At 56.9% G+C, this 15,683-nt stretch carries 16 protein-coding genes; 6 read left to right on the top strand and 10 right to left on the bottom strand.

Annotated elements, in window-relative coordinates:
* The 8 genes from BG52_RS16295 to BG52_RS01650 all read right to left on the bottom strand — a co-directional run.
* Positions 1-592, bottom strand: a 592-nt coding sequence (locus BG52_RS16295) for a MutS N-terminal domain-containing protein (protein WP_036666696.1), incomplete at its 3' end; no start/stop codon positions are given.
* Between the two features lie 255 nt (positions 593-847).
* Complete coding sequence (locus tag BG52_RS14715; protein WP_051587562.1) at positions 848-2,581, bottom strand: putative amidoligase domain-containing protein; 1,734 nt, start codon at positions 2,579-2,581, stop codon at positions 848-850.
* A 172-nt stretch (positions 2,582-2,753) separates the two neighbouring features.
* Positions 2,754-3,308: an outer spore coat protein CotE gene (locus tag BG52_RS01625; RefSeq protein ID WP_036579675.1), complete on the bottom strand. Its 555-nt coding sequence runs from the start codon at positions 3,306-3,308 to the stop codon at positions 2,754-2,756.
* 191 nt (positions 3,309-3,499) lie between these two features.
* The gene (locus BG52_RS01630; RefSeq protein ID WP_036579677.1) at positions 3,500-4,456 is read right to left on the bottom strand and encodes an aromatic acid exporter family protein; all 957 of its coding nucleotides are present in this window, start codon (positions 4,454-4,456) and stop codon (positions 3,500-3,502) included.
* A 42-nt stretch (positions 4,457-4,498) separates the two neighbouring features.
* Positions 4,499-5,374 carry an ABC transporter permease gene (locus tag BG52_RS01635; RefSeq protein ID WP_036579680.1) on the bottom strand — a complete coding sequence of 292 codons (876 nt, stop codon included), beginning with the start codon at positions 5,372-5,374 and terminating at the stop codon, positions 4,499-4,501.
* Positions 5,352-6,203 (bottom strand): ABC transporter ATP-binding protein, encoded by an 852-nt coding sequence (locus tag BG52_RS01640; RefSeq protein WP_223298890.1) that lies wholly within the window; start codon positions 6,201-6,203, stop codon positions 5,352-5,354. Before BG52_RS01640 ends, BG52_RS01635 begins: the two co-directional genes overlap by 23 nt.
* 38 nt (positions 6,204-6,241) lie before the next feature.
* On the bottom strand, positions 6,242-7,246 hold the full coding sequence (locus tag BG52_RS01645) for an ABC transporter substrate-binding protein (protein ID WP_036579682.1): 1,005 nt from the start codon (positions 7,244-7,246) through the stop codon (positions 6,242-6,244).
* Between the two features lie 119 nt (positions 7,247-7,365).
* The gene (locus BG52_RS01650; RefSeq protein ID WP_036579683.1) at positions 7,366-8,880 is read right to left on the bottom strand and encodes a carboxypeptidase M32; all 1,515 of its coding nucleotides are present in this window, start codon (positions 8,878-8,880) and stop codon (positions 7,366-7,368) included.
* 122 nt (positions 8,881-9,002) lie between these two features.
* On the opposite strand from BG52_RS01650, the gene BG52_RS01655 reads away from it, so the two are divergent.
* Both BG52_RS01655 and BG52_RS16605 read left to right on the top strand, forming a co-directional pair.
* Positions 9,003-9,320 carry an iron-sulfur cluster biosynthesis family protein gene (locus BG52_RS01655; RefSeq protein WP_036579685.1) on the top strand — a complete coding sequence of 106 codons (318 nt, stop codon included), beginning with the start codon at positions 9,003-9,005 and terminating at the stop codon, positions 9,318-9,320.
* Between the two features lie 42 nt (positions 9,321-9,362).
* The gene (locus BG52_RS16605) at positions 9,363-9,950 is read left to right on the top strand and encodes a beta-class carbonic anhydrase (RefSeq protein WP_036579688.1); all 588 of its coding nucleotides are present in this window, start codon (positions 9,363-9,365) and stop codon (positions 9,948-9,950) included.
* A gap of 33 nt (positions 9,951-9,983) precedes the next feature.
* Here BG52_RS16605 and BG52_RS01665 read toward each other — a convergent pair whose 3' ends face one another.
* Positions 9,984-10,514: a DUF309 domain-containing protein gene (locus tag BG52_RS01665; protein ID WP_036579690.1), complete on the bottom strand. Its 531-nt coding sequence runs from the start codon at positions 10,512-10,514 to the stop codon at positions 9,984-9,986.
* A 148-nt stretch (positions 10,515-10,662) separates the two neighbouring features.
* On the opposite strand from BG52_RS01665, the gene BG52_RS01670 reads away from it, so the two are divergent.
* From BG52_RS01670 to merA, 4 genes are all read left to right on the top strand, one after another.
* Positions 10,663-11,094: a hypothetical protein gene (locus tag BG52_RS01670; protein ID WP_036579693.1), complete on the top strand. Its 432-nt coding sequence runs from the start codon at positions 10,663-10,665 to the stop codon at positions 11,092-11,094.
* Between the two features lie 2 nt (positions 11,095-11,096).
* On the top strand, positions 11,097-11,375 hold the full coding sequence (locus BG52_RS01675) for a YxcD family protein (RefSeq protein ID WP_036579695.1): 279 nt from the start codon (positions 11,097-11,099) through the stop codon (positions 11,373-11,375).
* 217 nt (positions 11,376-11,592) lie between these two features.
* Positions 11,593-13,509, top strand: a complete 1,917-nt coding sequence (locus tag BG52_RS01680; RefSeq protein ID WP_036579697.1) for a glycosyl hydrolase family 18 protein — start codon at positions 11,593-11,595, stop codon at positions 13,507-13,509.
* 356 nt (positions 13,510-13,865) lie between these two features.
* Entirely contained in the window at positions 13,866-15,362 is a 1,497-nt protein-coding gene (merA, locus tag BG52_RS01685; RefSeq protein WP_036666714.1) for a mercury(II) reductase, read from the top strand.
* Positions 15,363-15,616: 254 nt separating this feature from the next.
* On the opposite strand, the gene BG52_RS16730 is transcribed toward merA, so the two are convergent.
* A partial coding sequence (locus BG52_RS16730) for an SHOCT domain-containing protein (protein ID WP_190287436.1) occupies positions 15,617-15,683 on the bottom strand: 67 nt, incomplete at its 5' end.

Genomic DNA, 15,683 nt, shown 5'->3' on the forward strand with positions numbered 1-15,683 from the left:
TATAAACAATCGGGCGGCCGACCGAGCCGGTCCCCGCGCGGAGACGGTCCAGCAGCCGCTCATCGCCTACGATCTCGGCGGGGAGATAAACATTCACCTCATCCTGCATCAGCTCGAACGAAGACGGGAAAGAAGTGACATACAGCTCGCCAGTCGATAAATCGCATACCGCGACCGCGAAATACCCGTTCTCCTCCGTCACGCCTGCGATGAAGTTATTGCCCTTGCCGTCGAGCGACTTCGTCTCCATGACGGTGCCAGGCGTTACCACGCGCACAATTTCGCGCCGCACGACGCCCTTGGCGGCGGACGCATCCTCCACCTGCTCGCAGATGGCAACCTTATAGCCCTTCTCAATCAAGCGCGCTATATAATTTTCCGCAGAGTGATAAGGCACGCCGCACATCGGAACACGGGACTCGGCCCCGGCTTCCCGTCCGGTGAGCGTGATCTCCAGCTCGCGTGAAGCAAGAATAGCATCGTCAAAAAACATTTCATAGAAATCGCCGAGGCGGAAGAACAGGAACGCATCCTTGGCCCCTTCCTTGATTGCGAGATATTGCTGCATCATCGGCGTGTATGTGGTGGTCATGCCGCTCCTCCTATGGGTCCGCGCCCGTTTTCAGCGTCTTTCGCCATTATACCAGAAATGGCCCGTCGCGTGGAGCGAACTCCGTCTCCCCAGTCGTCGCGCTGCTCCGGATCCCCACTATGCAGCGCCGGCTCGCTTTTCCTCTTGCGCCGAGCAAGCTCGCCTGTCGGCGCGCGCTTGTAGCAGGGCTTCCCGGGATTACCCCAGGCCCTCGAGCGTGACCGAGCGCCGCACGATACGCGTACATGCCGATGGCTACGGCAACGGAACACCCCATTTCGAGCGAAAATCGGCGGTTTCGTCCCATGTTTCCCCTAGCCGAATCGCCTTGAAAAGCGGCTCGATCCACCGGCTTAGCCCGGAATATGACGGTAACCGTTCCAACGAGTCATGAAGCCGGCTGCAAGCATCCCGCAGCAATGCCCTGTCCCCTTCATAATAAGCGCGGCGATAACGATCCTCATAGGTGGGCAGCTCCGTCACGGCAAGCCGCGCATAATCTCTTGCCGCCGCCAACGCCAAGGCGAACGCGGCGCTCGCCACCGTGGGCGAGACCAGCCAGCTCGGCGGCGTCCGGTACTCGAATCCGCCGTGCGGCTGCCGGCGAAAATCGCCGAGCGCTCCGTAGCGAAGGCGTCTGCGCCGTCCGGCCGCATCCTCCACGGCGGCGAGCGGCAGCGCGACAAAGCTGTCGAGCGTGCGCAGCAGCCGGGCGTTTAGTTCGACGCCGCTTAAATGAAGATGGCCGCCAAGCGCCACTCCGCGCACCGGCATCGCGCCGGCCAGCCAGCGCAGCGGTTGTCCCGCCGTTAACGCGGAAGCCCGGTGAAGCAGCCTCCACAGGTTGCGCAACAGTCCGTCCGGATCTCCCGCCGGATCCGGGCGCAGCTCGACGATCGGCCGCAGCAGCCGTGTGCCCGAACGGACCGTGTCTGTGCCTGCTGCGCCCGTAGGCGGAAAAAACCGGTCGGCGGAAACGATCGTACCGTCGGGGCGAAGCAGCACGAACTCGGGATCCGCTCCGATAAGCAGCATCCCCGAATGCCTAACGTCTCTCCCGTCGCTCCTGCGGCCAACTCCGCTCGCCTCCGTTCTCCCGCCGTGTTCTGCTATTTCATCGACACCACCGATTTTCGGCCATCTATCCCTTCTTTCCGGGCTTCCGCCGTGTCCCCCGACAGCGCCTCCGACTGCGCTTCCTTCACCGATCTCCCGCTTCTTCGTTCCACTGCCATTCTCATCCCTGCAGCCGCAAACCGCCTTCCGCCATCCGTCCGCAAACGCCGCCATCGCCGATTTCCATAACTGCACGTCCTGCGCAGAAACGCTCCGAATACGGATCGCGCGTATAGTTCCCTGGTCGTCGGCGGACAAACGCACAACCGAGTAGTCGAGCCCGAGCGCATAGACGGCACGCACCGCTTCCCTGTACAGCTTCCTGTACAGCGGATGGCTCTCGCTCCAATCCGCAGGAACACGCCCCTCACCGGTGCGCCGGACGGTCAAAGCGTCCAGATGAAACACCGGCACCTCGAAAAACCGCCTATTCGCCCTGTACGCACCCGCAACCCCCACCGGACCGGACATCGCCGGCCCGCCTGCTTCGCTCCGCAAATACGGTTTGCCGCGATCAGACGCAGGCTTCGCCAAGCAATTTCCGCCCTGCTCATTGTCGGCATCCTCCTCCGTCCCCGGAAAGCCGGCACGTTGAAGCTGCAGCGAAGCATCCGTCCAATCGGACGGTCCTCCGCGCGAGCCCCACCCGCGAAGCACCCATATGCCCTTTCGCTCCCACTCATCAATCCGAACAGCAGCTTCCGCGCCACTTCCATCCGCTGCGATATCCAGCACTGCGTCCCCGTCCTCCGGATCACCGTCACGTCCCGCCGTCGGCCACACAAGCAGAGCGGCCGCCTTTGCGACTGCGGAACGCTTTTTCCCGTATGCCCCGTTCGATGCGCTCGGTCCAATCCATACGTTTCCGACCATCTCCACACCTCCTCGTGTCCGCCTGCTGCAGCAATGCTCAGCCGCTCCCCCTCACGCCAGTCGCCTATTTTGGCGTTTTCAACAAAAAAGAGGGCTTCCGCCCTCAAAACGCCAACCTTTGCCGCATACACTGATTTCATCAACGAGACGATATGCGGCCCAAGGCTCCGGATTACAGCTCGTCGTCCAGCAAATCCGGATCAAGATCCTCATAGTCGCCGTCTGCTATGCCGTACTCATAGTCCTTGCCGTCGTCTCCGCTGCCGAATACAGCCACCCACACCTTTGTCTCGGCGACCATCTCGACTTTAAACTCCCGCTCAACGCGCACGACTACGCCCGTACCGCCGGCAGCGATGTTTGCCTCGACGCAGTTCGGCTCCTGGGTGGATTCCGCGGACACCTCTTCCGTGGAAGCCCTATGTTTGGGGTCAAGATAGGACAGCGGTACGCTGTCTACATACGAAACCGTTTCTTTTGCCACATCCGTTTCCGAGTTGCGATTGTAAGAATACCAGATGTTGATATCGTAAGTACCGATCACCTCGATGCCGTCGCCTGACCGAACCGCTTCGTACTGGTGGTTGATGACCCATGCCCCCAGGATGCTCGACGGATGGTGAGGCGGCGTTACGGTATGGCTTACGGTGGAGAACTTACGACCTTTGCCGCAGACAGCTTTCGTAATAATCTCTCTACGCGCAAGCTGTTTATCTGCTAATGCCATGTATTTAACCTCCTCCATACAATCATTCATTTAAAGTGTATGCAGGACATAGGCGAATGTTGATTAAACCATACTAACTAAATATTTATGATCGATCAGGCTTGCGCTATTATCGGTTTTTCCGAATGCTCGTATGCGTATGAGGGAACACCGATGCAGACACGGTTTTTTCTCTTTTTCACTGGACGAGTTCACGGCTGTTGGAAGCTTTTTTTCTTCCATCTTTTCGCGACGGACAGAAAGCGGTCGACCTCCCGGCAAAGCTGCAGCAGCGCGGCGCGCACCTCGAATTCCTCACGTGTCTGCGGCAGCGGCATCGAGCGGAAACGCCGCTCCAGAGCCGCCAGCTCCCGCTCGGCAACGCCGGTGTATACATCCGACTTGATATCTTCCGAGAGAATATACAGCAGGTCGGCGATCAGCTCGCCTTGCGGCCTTTTTTCATAGACGAACGCGATAATCACAGCCATCTGCCCGACCGCCTCGAACTGCCTGCCGCGCATATCGAAGTACGTTCCCCAATAAGCCTGATACCGCCAAAACCGGTTTTCCCGGCTAGTCTCCGCCAAGTGTGCGCCTTGCTCAATCGCTTTCTCGGCTTCCAGCAGTTGCTCCCCGCTCCAGATGCGGGAGGGATCGCGCAGCGTAGCAGCCAATTCGCGAAAAATATCCCGGAGCTTCTCCTCCGTCCTCCGCCGCAGCTCCTCCAGCCTGCGGTCCTCCCGCGGCATATAGGCGAGATTGACGGCTGTCGCCCAGCCCAAGCCGGTAAGCAGCAGCAGCGCCTCGTTCAGGAACAGCGCGCCGGACACTTCCCCCTCTGCGAACAGATGAAAAACAACGACCGAGCTTGTCACGATCCCGTCCTTCAGCCCCAATCGCGACATGACCGGAAAGCCGATCAGAATAAACAAGGAAACCGCCCATATATGAAATCCCAACATAAGAAAGATCGCGGAAGCGAAAAAAAGGCCGAGCACCGCCGCCGCCAATCGGGCGAACGCGCTTTTCAGCCCTTTCATTCGGGTCACCTCTACGCCGATAACCGCCAGCAAGCCGGCCGACAGGGGGGATGACAATTGGAAGTAATAAGCGGTATAAATCGCCAATAGAGCGGCTAATGCGGTTTTGATCACGCGAATGCCCATCCGGAACCTCCAACGGTCGTTTTCTGTACTTTACCAGAAAGTTTACCGCTCTCGCCATCCGGACGTCAACAGCGATTCCAGCGCCGATACAAGCCGGTACATACCCGCCGCAACAACGGCGATGACCATAAGGCTGGACAGCACCAGCGTGAAATTGAAAACCTGAAAGCCATAGATGATCAAATAACCGAGCCCCTGCTTCGCCGTGAGAAATTCGCCAACGATCACGCCGATCCAGGCAAGCCCCACATTGACCTTCAGGGCGGATACGATGGCCGGAAAAGAGGCGGGCAAAATCGCGAACCGGAATACTTGGCCCCGCGTGCCGCCGAACAGGCGGATGACCTTGACGTAATTGCCGTCGATTTCTCGAAACCGGTTGTAAATGACCAGCGTCGTGATAATGACGGTGACCGACAGCGCCGTCGCGATGATGGACAGGTAGCCGGGACCGAGTCCGACGATCAGAATCGGGCCGAGCGCCACCTTCGGCATGCTGTTCATCACGACCATATAAGGATCAAACACGCGCGACAGAAAGGGAATCCACCATAGCAGCGCGGCCAGCCCCGCCCCCAGCAGCGTGCCGAGCACGAAGCCCGATACCGTCTCGATCACCGTAGTCAAAAGATGGGGCCAGAGCGTGCCGTCCGCCGCCGCGGTCCACAAATAGCTGAAAATCCGGCTCGGGTAACTGAACAGCAGCGGGTCGATCCACCCGTTGCCGCCTGCGGCTTCCCAGAGGCCGAGCATGCCTGCGAGCAGGAGCAACTGCACGAGTCTGACGGCCGCCGCCGTACGTATGGCCTTGCGCGCATACTCCGCTTCGAGCTGCTTTAGCCAATCTTGCCGGCCCTCGGCCGCCGAAGCCGAAGCGGCATCCCCAAGCTCCGCCTTATTCCTGCGGTACTTCTCCATCGCCAACCCCCCCGCCTTCTTCCGCGCCGCCGCCATCCCGACCGATCCGCTTCCACAGCCGATCGAACAACGCATTGAATCCTTGCGCCTTCCGCGCTTCCGTCGGCTTCAACCGCCGAAGTTCGGCCGGCACATCGACGACGTCGGCGATTGTTCCCGGATCGGCGACGAGCACGACGACCCGCTCGCTCATGGCGGCCGCTTCGGCCAGATCATGCGTGACCAGAACGGCCGTCTTGCCTAGCTTGCGGAGCGTCTCCCAAACCAGGTCCTCCAGCTGTAACTTGATCGTCATATCCAGCGCGGAGAATGGCTCGTCAAGCAGCAGCACGTCAGGTCCGGCGATTAACGTGCGCGCCAGCGCGGCGCGCTGCCGCATGCCGCCCGACAATTCATGCGGGTATCGGCCGCCTGCATCCGGCAAGCCGAGCTCTGCAAGCAGCGCGTCTGCCGCCTCTGAAGCCCCGGCATTCCGGTTGCCTGCTATATCGAAGCCAATGAGCACATTATCGCGAATCGTGCGCCAAGGGAACAAATAATCCTGTTGCAGCATGTAGCCGATTCTGGCGGAGGGGCCCCTTACCGGCTGTCCAGACAGCAGCACCCGCCCCCGCGAAGGCGGAAAAAGTCCTGCCAACAGACTGAGAACCGTCGTTTTGCCGCAGCCGCTCGGCCCGACGAGGCTGACGAATTCGCCTGTTCCGACGGCCAGGTTTAAGCCTTCCAAAGCCAGACGGGCGCCGCGCACTCCGACGTAGGCGTGCGAAACGCCCGTCAGCTCCAGCGTAACGTTGCGTTCGCCGTTCCGATCCTTCGACAGCATGGGCATGAGCTCCCTCCTTCCCGCCTACCTCCGTCGGCCCGCTACTACCGTCTCATCGCCCGCTCCGCAAAGCTGTTGTCGACGATCGCCCCGAACGGCGTCCGTTCGTTCAGCTCGCCCGCTGAAGCCATCACGTCCAGCAGATTGTTCCATTCCTGCTCGTCGATCACCGGGTTGGCCGCGTACGACTGCTGATCCTTATATCTTTTGATGACGCTCACGACCAGCTCCCTCTCGGTGTCCTCGAAGTAAGGCAGCACCGCGTCAGCAATCGCCTCGGGAGGCTGCTCCGCTATCCACTTTTGGGCCTTAAAGAGCGCGTTCGTAAACTTCTGGATCGTTTCCTTGTTTTTGTCGATATAGCTGCGCTTCGCCATGAAAACCGTATAAGGGAGATTTCCACTCTCCACGCCGAACGAAGCGACCACTTCCCCTTTTCCTTCCTGCTCGAAAACCGACGCCTGCGGCTCGAACAGCTGCACATAATCGCCCGTGCCCGATGCGAACGCCGCCGGAATGTTAGCGAAGTCGACATTCTGGATCATCTTCAAATCGCCCTGAGGATCGATGCCCTGCTTCTTCAGGGCGAATTCGCCCGCCATTTGCGGCATGCCGCCCTTGCGCTGTCCAAGGAACGTTTTCCCCTTCAACTGGCTCCATTCGAATGCCGCCGGCTTATCTCGCGCCACAAGAAAGGTGCCGTCCGTTTGGGTCAGCTGCGCGAAATTAATGACCGGGTCTTCCGCGCCCTGCTGAAACACGTAAATGGTCGTTTCCGATCCGACCAGCGCGACGTCGATTCCGCCGGAGAGCAGCGCGGTCATCGTTTTGTCCCCTCCGAAAGTGGTCTGCAGCTCGACGTCAAGCCCTTCCTCCTTGAAAAATCCCTGGCTGAGCGCGGCATACTCCGGCGCATAGAACAGCGAGCGGGTCACCTCGCCCACGCGCACCTTCACATTCTCTTCCCGTTTCGCTTGCCCGCAGCCGGCCGCCAGCGAAGCGGACAGACCCGCAATCAGCACTAACGCTATGGCCTTGCGCCACCGCATCTGAATCACCGCCTAAACGTTTGGTACGATAACCTATGCAGCCGGACGCCCACTGGTGCTTTCCGCAAAAAAGCCGATCCTTGGCTCCAGAGAGCGCGGATCGGCTTTCAACAAACGATTCAAAGCTTGTAAATATCCTTATATTTCGTTTCGAGATACGTCACGAGATAGGACGGATCCAGAGGCTTGCCCGTCACGCGCCGGACGATCTCGGCCGGCGTCTCCAGCTTGCCGTACCGGTAGATGCGGTCGGTCAGCCACTGCTTCGTCGGCAGCAGCTCTCCCCGCCCGATCTGCGTCCACAGCTCCGGCAGCTCCTTCACGAGCGTATCGGCAAACTGCGCCGCATACATGTTGCCGAGCGAATAGGATGGAAAGTAGCCAAACGCGCCGCCCGACCAATGCACATCCTGCAGCACGCCTTCCTTATCGCTACGCGGCGCGATGCCGAGGTAGCTCCGGTATTTCTCGTTCCACAGCTCCGGCAAATCCGCAGCTTTCACGCCATCGTTGAAAATCGCCTTTTCCATCTCATAACGGATGATGATGTGCAGGTTGTAGGTCAGCTCGTCGGCCTCGATCCGGATCAGCGAAGGTTCGACCGTATTGATTGCCCGGTAGAAATCGTCCACGTCTACGTCCAGCTGTCCCGGGAACAGCTTCCGCAGCTCGCCGAAATATTGCTGCCAGAACGGGCGGCTGCGGCCGATCACATTTTCCCAGAACCGGGACTGCGATTCGTGAATGCCCATCGAGGTGCCTGTGCACAGCGTCGTGCCGATTAGCTCCGGCATAATGTTCTGCTCGTACAGCGCATGCCCGCCTTCGTGAATCGTGCCGAACAGTGCGCTGGTTACATCGTCAGGCAAGTATCTTGTCGTAATCCGCACATCGCCGGGGCTTAGTCCGGTAGCGAACGGATGCACGCTCTCGTCGAGACGGCCGGAGCTGAAATCGTAGCCCATCTGCTCGAGAATGAACAAGCTGAACTTTTTTTGCGCCTCTTTATCGTAGGTTTGCCCAAGAAACGACCGGTCCGGCTGATGCGGCGAAGCGGCGACAGCGGCTGCGAGCGACACCAGCTTCTCGCGCAGACCGCCGAATACCCGGTCGAGCTCGGCGGTCGTCATCTCCGGCTCATACAGATCCAGAAGAGTATCGTATCGGGTCGCCTTCGCGCCCCACAGATCGATGAAGCGGTTCGTATAATCGATGATTTTCTCCAGGTACGGCTGGAAGCCCGCGTAATCGCTGTTTTCCTTCGCCTCCTCCCAGTACGATTCAGCCTGCGAGGTGAGCACGACGTATTCCTGATACAGCTTCGGCGGGATTTTCTTGTTCCGGTCGTAATCCTTTTTCGTCTCCTCCACCAGCTTGCGGTCGATGGCGTGGAGCTGCTCCTTGTTCCCGTCCGCGCCCAACGCGTCCAGGAGCTCGCCCATCTCGTCGGAGGTCGACAGCCTGAACGCTGCCTCGGACAGCACACCGATTGCCTCGGATCGCTGCTCCACGCCCTTTTTCGGCGCACCGGTCCGTAAATCCCAGTTTAATACGCCAAGCGCTTCTTCATAGCTTTTGATTTGTTTGATCTTGTCCCGGAAGATTTGCAGCGTCCCTTTCGTGCCGTTCTCCATCGAATACCCACCCTTCGGTTCTCAGCTTTACTTGATCATACTTTTTGCGCGTCGTATAATCAAATTTAACCCTAATCGTCAGGCTTTGCCCTTTTTTCCGGGCGGTCGAAAGGAGCAACACCATGAAAATTACATTTTCGCCTGCGGCGATCGAGCGTTTGACATCCGAACTGTCCGGTCAATCATCCCGTTTGAAGCTGCTTTACGATACAGAAGGCTGCGGCTGCGTCATGAACGGCGTTCCGACCCTGCTGCGCATCGAGCAACCGGAGGAAGGCGATGTGAAGGCGGTCAGCAGTCCATACGAAATATGGTACGAGAAGCGATATGAAGTTTTTTTTGAAGACGAGCTGAAGGTGGATTACAGGCCCGGAACACCGTCGTTCATCCTGCGAAGCGACAACCAGACCTACACCACCCATCTCCTTCTTCTTAAATAGAGCCAGGCAAGCAGCCCCGTATCGGATAGGAGGAAATTCATATTGAATAACATTGAGAGCATACTGTCCTTCAACCTGGCGTTTGTCGAAAACAAAGAATACGAAGCGTATCTCACCGATGCGTTTCCCGATAAACGAATGGTCATTGTAACCTGCATGGACACGCGGCTGACGGAGCTTCTCCCGAAGGCGATGAACCTGCGCAACGGCGACGTGAAGGTGATCAAGAACGCCGGCGCAATCGTCACACAGCCGTTCGGCAACATCATGCGAAGCATTCTGATCGCCCTGTATGAGTTGAACGCCGCCGAGGTGCTCGTGATCGGCCACCATAAGTGCGGAATGACCGGGCTCAACCCGGAAATCGTTCTCTCCCACATGACGGAGCGCGGCATAGCAGACAGCACGATCGAAACGCTGACGAACGCGGGCTTCAATCTTAACCGCTGGCTCACCGGCTTCGACAGCGTGCGGGACAGCGTCGAGAACAGCGTCCGCATCGTGAGCAATCATCCGCTGCTTCCGCCGGGAACGCCGGTGCACGGCTTGTTAGTCGATCCGGAGACCGGCGCGCTGGAGTTGGTCGTTGACGGCTACTCCGCCGCTAACGGAGCAGCCGCTCAGGCATGAGCAAAAGGACTTAAAGCCGCTGACGATGCGCCTTCAAGTCATTTTCTTTTTCGAAACCGCCGCCTCCCTTGCTTTAATGACGTCCGAACGGTCGCGCAGCGTATGTCTGTCGATCAAGCCCCGATCTCCCATCGGACTTGGCGTTCCCCATTCGAACCCTTTCCGTTCGCTCGCCTCCATGCAGGATATCAGAAGAGCATGGTCGGCGATCGGCAGATCAAACTCCCGGTAAGGCGCCGATTCCGGGCACGCGTCCAGCTCCTTCAGCCGCTCGCCGACGATGCGCAGCAACGCCTCCCCGTCCAGGCCGAGCCGGTCAAGCGCATCGCGCTTCATTCTGACGGCCGCCTGGCCGAACATTTTGCGCGCGCCGCTCCGGTTGCCGCGGCGATGATGATAGGAAGCCACCGCGATCTGAATCAGTCCCATCCATACGTCTCGGTCCGGCTCGGCCGGCGGGAGCGCTTTCCAATATTCCTCCAGCAGCTCGTGGCATTCGAAATAATCTCTCGTCGCATGAAATTCTATCAGATAAGCCCGGTATGCTTCCGGGTAATGATCCATATGCCCGCACACTCCTTCGTCGGAAGCCGTCTTTTTCATGGTCCGGCTCACTTTATTCGGATAAAAAGTGAAACCACTGTTTATATTAGACGTAATTATAGACGAAGGCAACGAACCTATCCCAATCACCAGGAGGAGTAATTACGAAATGAAAAAATTGATGCTTTTAGTCATGGCTTTCACCGTATTTTTTGCATTCTCGATGCCCGACACGTCCGACGCAAGACGCGGAGGTTTCAAATCGCCGAAGAAAAGCTACACGCAGACGCCTTCGAAGCCGGCCGACAACAACGTACAATCTTCGCAGCCGAGCAACAGGCAGGGCGCAACGACAGGCGCAGGCGCGGCTACGCAGAACCGCGGATTTTTCAGCGGCGGCGGCTTGATGAAAGGTTTAATGATTGGCGGCCTGGCCGGTCTTCTGTTCGGCGGCATGTTCGCCAATATGGGCGGGTTCGGAGATTTCATCGGCTTGCTGATTAATGTGCTCGCGATCTATTTCATTTTCATCGGTATCCGCTCCGCCATTCGTTACTTCCGTGAGAAACGCAGACTGGATAACCAGCGGAGACCGTACTAAGCATGCGAATTTATATGGATGAAGTCATCAATGCCGTCTGCCTCCATATGGCCGACCGGAGAGGCGTTCAGCCGGCCGAGGTCGAGGTGGAGCTGGCATGGGATGAGGAGTACGGCTACACCGCCGAGGTTTGGGTGCAGGGCAGAAGCCAGTTTCTGGTCGAATCGAACCTGCTGGAAGCGATCGAGCAGTACGTGCTGCGCCAATATGGCATTCGCGCCTTCCGCTCGCAAATCACGCTCGGCCTGGACGATGAGATTTGGGCCGATATCGCCGTTTAATACGTTTTCCAGACAGGCTGCTGAGAAGCAGCCTGTTTTTTGGCTTCGTTCTCCATTAAAGCGGAAGTGTCGATTGTTCTCGCCGGCTAATGAATCATGAACGGGATTTTTCCCGTTTTTTATTGCTTTTCTTCCTCTTTTGTCGACATTGCCGTGCAACCTCTCCCTCTCTATTGCGTCTAATTAATAGATTGGGAGAGGAGTGAATAACGCAATTATGAACAACAGGATCAAGCTTGGATTGGCGTTGTTGCTTACCGTCCAAGCAGGCCTCACGGCCGCAAGCGCGTACGCGGCTCCGGACGCCGACCGCATGACGAAATTCCGGGTATATCAGAACGAGAAGGCGCTGCGGGAATTCGCCACCGAATCGCAGGCTGTCGCCTACGCGAAAAGCTTCCGTTACAGCCGCGTCGAGAAAATTGCCGACCGCCAGTGGGTGTGGGACAATTTTCCCCGCTATGAGCTGTATCAGAACGGCGCCACATCGGACAAGTGGGAGTATCGGACATATGCGGAAGCGCTTCGCATCGCCAAGACGATGACGAACGTACATATCCGCGATTTGGAACAGCCTGGCTGGGTGTACAGCCGGTATGCGCGATATCGGGTTTACCAGGGAGACAGGACGCTTCCAAAATGGAGCTTCCTGACCATCGCGGAAGCCAAGAAGGAAGCGAAATTTTACGGCAATATTCATATTATGGACACCGTCACCAACCAATGGATCTGGGACAATCTCACCGCCGCGCAGAAGGAAGGCGAGCGCCGGAAGACGGCCATTTACCAGATCAATGCGGACGGCATGCCGACCGGCGGTGACGGCTATTCTTTTCTGCTCGATGCGATCCGCGCTGCGGCCTCCGTGCCGAACAGTGAAGTGATGAACACCGTGACCGGCCAGATCGTCCACTCCAACGTGCCCGCTTATCAGGTGACACAAAACGGAAACGATGTCCGCCGCTTCTTCGGCCTCGATAATGCGATTGCATACGCCAAAACGTTAACCGGCGCCGAAATTGTCAAGAACGGGCTCGTCTGGTGGACCAATATTCCCTACCTTCAGGTGATGCAGGGCGACAAGCTGGTCCGCTATTTTCACACGAAAAAAGGCGCCCTGGCGTTCGCCAAAGGCTACGACAGCGCGCGGATCGTGACGGAGCGCGGCACCACGATCTGGGACAACCTGCGCGAGCTGCTCTATCTTGGATGGAACGGCACCTCGAAGCGGGATACAATTCTATCGCACGTCGCTAACACGCAGGGGCTTGATATCGACTCCCCTACCTGGTTCGAGCTTGCCGACGCAACGGGCAAGCTGACCGACACCTCCGACGCTTCCGTCGTGGCCGAGCTGCAGGCCAAAGGCACGCAGGTGATGCCGCTCGTCCACAATCAGTTCGATTCCAAGCTGACCAGCGCATTTCTCGCCGATGCCGCCGCGCAGAAATCGTTCATCGACGCACTCGTCGGCAAGCTGGCCGAAATCGGCGCGAACGGCGTCAACCTTGACTTTGAAGCGATGGCCGGTGCCGACCGCGACCGGTACACCGCTTTTGTGAGCGACCTGGCTGCAGCCGCTCGTCTGCGCGGCCTGTCGATCTCCATCGATCTTCCCCGCGGGGATATCAAGTGGAACAGCCGGACCGCCTATGACCACGAGAAGCTCGCCGCTCTGGTCGACCATGTCGTCATCATGGCCTACGATCAATATTGGAAAGGCAGCGACGCGCCGGGCTCGGTCTCGGGTCTGGAATGGGCGGAGCAAGGCATACTCGACTTCCTCTCCTATGGGATACCCCGGACAAAGCTCATGCTCGGCGTTCCGTTCTATGTGCGGGAGTGGAAGCTGGACGGCACGGGCAAGCTCCTGGAAAACCGCGCTATCCTGATGAAGGACGTGCCCGCCCTGCTTGCTTCGGTCAAGGCCAAAGCCGAGTTCGACAGCCGTTTTGGGCAGACGAAATATACGTACGTCAAGGACGGCTTTCAGTACATATTCTGGGCGGAAACGCCGCAAACGACGCTGGCGCGCATCGACCTGGCCAAGAAATACGACCTGGCGGGCGTCGCGGCCTGGCGCCTCGGCTATGAGCCGGCTGAGCTGTGGACCTCCATGCTGCAGAAGAAGTAAGGGCATTATAAGCATAGCTTCATTGAAAAAAATCGGAGGGCGAGAAATCGCCGCTCCGACTTTTTTTTATTGGCCCGTGAAGAAAGCCCTCCCTGTGGAAATCCAACCTTTCGGCGAACCTGCCCAAATATTTGGCAGATTCGTTTCGTGTATCGGTATTTGCCCAGGTATTAGGAAAAGCTATGCCTTGGATAGCCTTTACGGTTGCGGTTGGGAATGGAAGAAAGGCGCCAAACTATCCCTCTCCCTATACGGAATCGCATAGGCACTCGGGTCATTGGGCTGTACCTTGCCGTTATTTTCGGTTATGATTTTATCATGTAAGCAAAACATACATATAGTGAGGCGAGTTCATGATGAGTGAAAATAAAATTAAAGTTCGCATTCCGGTTCAAGGGATGACTTGCACAGGCTGCGAAGAGCATGTGATCAAAGAAGTCAAGCCTCAAATCAGCCACGCAGGCGATTATGATTTGGTTGTTATCGGATCAGGCGGAGCCGCTTTTTCGGCCGCCATTGAAGCCGTCCAACAAGGAGCTAAAGTAGCCATGGTTGAGCGCGGCACCATCGGCGGAACATGTGTCAATATCGGGTGTGTGCCTTCAAAAACACTGCTCCGTGCCGGGGAAATCAATCACCTTGCTCACCGGAACCCTTTTCTTGGAATAGAAACTTCCGCCGGGCCAGTGGATTTGGCTGCACTGGTTAAGAAAAAAAATGAACTTGTAGATACGCTTCGCCGGGAAAAGTATATCAAATTGATCGATGATTACGGCTTTGAACTTATTCAAGGGGAAGCTCGATTCATGGATGAAAAGAGCATTGAAGTTAGTGGCCGGAAGATCTCGGCGAAAGGCTTCTTGATCGCAACAGGCGCCGCACCAGAAGTTCCGGACATTGCAGGACTGAAAGAAATCGATTATCTCACCAGCACCTCTGCTCTTGAACTGAAAGAACTTCCCAAACGACTTGCCGTAATCGGTTCCGGATATATCGCCATGGAATTGGGCCAGTTGTTCCACAATCTGGGAGCTGAAGTTACATTAATGCAACGAAGTGCGCGCATCTTAAAAACGTATGATCCCGAGATCGCTGAAGCTGTAACCGAGGCCCTGACCGAGCAAGGAATCCATTTAATTAACGGAGCCACGTTTGTGCGAGTAGAACAAGACGGAGAAGTAAAACGTGCCCACATTATGGTTAACGGTGAGAATCAGGTGATTGAAGCAGAACAACTTCTGATTGCAACGGGAAGAAAACCAAACACAGCAGCCCTGCATCTTGATGCTGCCGGAGTAAAGGTTGGAAACCGCGGACAGATTATCATAGATGAATATTTAAGGACCAGCAATCCTCGCATTTATGCGGCAGGCGATGTGACGTTGGGGCCGCAATTTGTTTATGTGGCGGCTTATGAAGGCGGCGTGGCAGCCCACAATGCCTTAGGTGCATCGCGCAAGGTCAATCTCAATGTTGTTCCAGGCGTAACCTTTACGAATCCTTCGATTGCAACTGTCGGCCTCACGGAAGAACAGGCGAAAGCGGCGGGATATGAAGTGAAAACGTCCGTTTTACCGTTAGAAGCTGTGCCGAGGGCGATTGTCAACCGCGAAACCACAGGTGTTTTCAAAATAGTCGCCGAATCAGAAACACTGAAAGTTCTCGGCGTGCATATTGTTTCCGAAAATGCGGGAGACGTTATTTATGCAGCAACATTAGCAGTAAAATTTGGGTTGACGGTGCAAGATTTGCGCGAAACTCTTGCACCGTATCTGACAATGGCGGAAGGACTTAAGTTAGCCGCGCTTACCTTCGATAAAGATGTATCCAAATTATCCTGCTGTGCGGGGTAACAAAAGCCGCCGAATTGGCCTATATCTAAATTTTCTTCATTTGATGAAATCGAGTAGGTGAGGGCGGCGAGCCCTCGACCTCTCGACCTCTAACACCACCGTACATGCGGGTCGGCATACGGCGGTTCCAAAAGAGATTAACAAAGCTCCAGATCGCGAGAAAGCAAACTTTTCGGCCCTCTTGCTTCCCAAAAGAAAGCTTCTCCGAATCCACTGGTCAAAGCTTTGGCAATGGGGCGAACATGTGTGTCTCGTTAGCCACGCATTATGTCCTTCATCCTTTTGTATTCTTCCTCCGTTATTTCACCGCGTGCAAAACGT

The organism is Paenibacillus darwinianus (assembly GCF_000598065.1).
GTDB classification, from domain to species: Bacteria; Bacillota; Bacilli; order Paenibacillales; family Paenibacillaceae; genus Paenibacillus_I; species Paenibacillus_I darwinianus.